Consider the following 2,629-nt stretch of genomic DNA (forward strand, 5'->3'; position numbering starts at 1 on the left):
ACGTCGTCGACGAAGCCCCAGTGGGCCACCTTCATGATGTCGATGTGGGGCTGGATCATGCTGGCCATGGCCTTGGCCGCGGCCGGGGCGATTTCCTGCCCGCGGTTGGAAAAGGCGCGCCCGGCAATGGAGATCATGCCCTCGGCGCCCATGACGGAGACCTCCGCGCCGGGCCAGGCAATGAGCAGGTCGGGCTCGTAGGCGCGCCCGCACATGGCGTAGTAGCCCGCGCCGTAGCTCTTGCGCAGGATGACCGAGAGCTTGGGCACGGTGGCCTGGCTCATGCAGTGGAGCATCTTGGCGCCGTGACGGATGATGCCGGCGTGCTCGACCTTGCTGCCCACCATGAAGCCCGGCGTGTCGTGCAGGAAGAGCAGCGGGATGTTGAACGCGTCGCAGATCTCGATGAAGTGCGCGGCCTTGTCGGCGGCATCGATGTCGATCACCCCGCCCAGGTAGCGCGAGTTGTTGCCGACGATGCCCACGGGGTAGCCGCCAAAGCGCGCGAAGCAGGTGATCATGTTCTTGGCGAACTTGGGCTTGATGTCGAAATACTCGCCGCCATCGGTGATGAGCTTGATGACGTCGTAGGTGTTAAACGACTTGCGTGCCTCGTCAGGCACGATGTCGAGGAGCCCCTCTTCCTGGCGCGTGATCGGATCGTTGCACTCGATGATCGGCGGCTTCTCCGTGCAGGAGGCGGGCATGAAGGAGAGATAGGTCTTCACTGCCTCGATGCAGGCATCGTCGTCGGGGAACTCGCCGTCGCCGACGCCGGATTTTTCCGAGTGGACTTTCGAACCGCCGAGGGTCTGCTCGTCGATCTCTTCGAAGGTGACCGCTTTGACAAGGCTCGGGCCCGCCAGCGCCATGGAGCCGATTTTCTTGACCATGGGCACGTAGTCGGCGAGGCCGGGAATGTAGGCCGTGCCCGCCGCGCCCGGGCCCATCATGGCCGAGACCATGGGGATCACGCCGCTCATCAGGGATTCCTCGCGGAAGAGGAAGCCCGAGTTGGCAAAGAGCGAGATGAAGTCGCCGGCCCCGCCGAGCGCGCCGCCCATGCCGCCGCCGCCCTTCTTGTCACCGCCGCCGGCCATGCCGATGTCGATGCGCGCGCCCGCGGAGTCGATGAACCACACCATGGGGAAGCGCCCCTTCGTGGCCATCTCGCGAAGACGCGTCACCTTCACCTCGCCGGTGGGACCGATGGAGCCGCCCTTTACCGTGAAGTCATAGCTCGCAAGGGCGACGATGCGCCCGTTCACCTTGCCGGTGCCGCAGATCACGCCGTCGGCCGGGACGAGCTTGGGGCCGTACCCGCCGGGCATCTGGGTGCCGTGGATTCCCACCTCGACGAAGGTGCCTTCGTCAAAGAACTTTGCAATTCGCTCCCTGGCTGTGAGCTTTCCGCGCTCGTGCTGGCGAGCGATCTTGTCCTCGCCGCCCATTTCCATGGCCTTGGCGCGCTGGGCATGAAGCTTCTCAACGCGCTGTCGCATCGTCGGCATGTCGTGGTGCCTCCTCGTGGGTTGTCTGCCCCCTGCGCCCCGTATCCGGCGTCCCGCGGGCAGAGTGAGTAAACACTCACTTTTCTAGGCAAAGCGGGGCGGCGCGTCAATGGGGTGGTGAGTGGGGCTCACATTCGCGCGTAGCGCGCACGACTCAACTCTTCCCCCGCCCGCGGGGGAAGATGCCGACTTGTCCGACGAAGCCGTGGCGGAGTCGGAAGGCAGATGGGGGCGCGTGCGAAATGGCACCAAGCCAGGGCGAGGCATGCCTCGCCCCTACACAGACCCGGACGCGACGCATGGACGTCGACGTGGACGAAAAGAACTGAACCACAGATGAACACAGATCAACACGGATGTTGTCATCCTGAGGGCGCATGCCCGAAGGATCTCAACCGGTCACGACCTGCACTGGACTCCAAAGGCATCAGCTTTTCGCTGCACGTTGAGATCCTTCGCTGCGCTCAGGATGACAGCCCAAGCGCCTCGATCAGCGCCAGCCCCGTCTCATTGATCCGCAGGTCCACTCCCGCAAGCCCGAAGGTCCGCTCTGGATTGAGCGGGCCGTATTCTGGATCGTCGAAGTCCTGCAGACACCAAAGATAGACAGGCACGCCGCGCTCGGCGGCGCCGCGAATCCAGCGGGCATAGACGCGGCCGATCTCCCGATGGCCAAGGCGCACGAGCCCGCGGGAAATTCCGATCTCGGTGATCCAGGTCCTGTCGGCAAGCTCCGGGTAGGCATCAAAGAAGCGGGCGATCCCCTGCTCCACGCCGCGCGCGGTGCCCCCTTCCCCCTTGAGCGAGACGTAGCAATCACCCGTGTAGGGATGGAAACCCACGAGGTCGGCGTGTTCCATGGCGCCCAGTGCCAGGAGTTCTCTGAGGTAATGCCGGCGAACGACCGGGGCCAGGTAGCTCACATCGTTGCCGCAGAGGCTGCCGAGCATGACGCGCGCGCCGGGTGCAAGGCTGCGGATCAGTTTACCGGTGGGAACGAGCAGATCCATGTATTCGCGCGCCGAGGGCGTGCGGATCCAGAAGCGCGGGGTGTTGGTTTCGTTGAGAATCTCCCAGTCGGAAATCCACGGGCCCAGGGCCTTCACTGCATCGGCAAC

At 64.6% G+C, this 2,629-nt stretch carries 2 protein-coding genes; both read right to left on the reverse strand.

The window, feature by feature from the left end; translation table 11 throughout:
- Positions 1–1,502, reverse strand: a 1,502-nt coding sequence (locus KDH09_04940) for an acyl-CoA carboxylase subunit beta (GenBank protein MCB0219020.1), incomplete at its 3' end; no start/stop codon positions are given.
- Positions 1,503–1,975: 473 nt separating this feature from the next.
- Positions 1,976–2,629: hypothetical protein (locus tag KDH09_04945; protein ID MCB0219021.1), on the reverse strand; the 654-nt coding region annotated here is incomplete at its 5' end.

It is taken from the genome of Chrysiogenia bacterium (genome assembly GCA_020434085.1).
In the GTDB taxonomy this organism is placed as follows: domain Bacteria; phylum JAGRBM01; class JAGRBM01; order JAGRBM01; family JAGRBM01; genus JAGRBM01.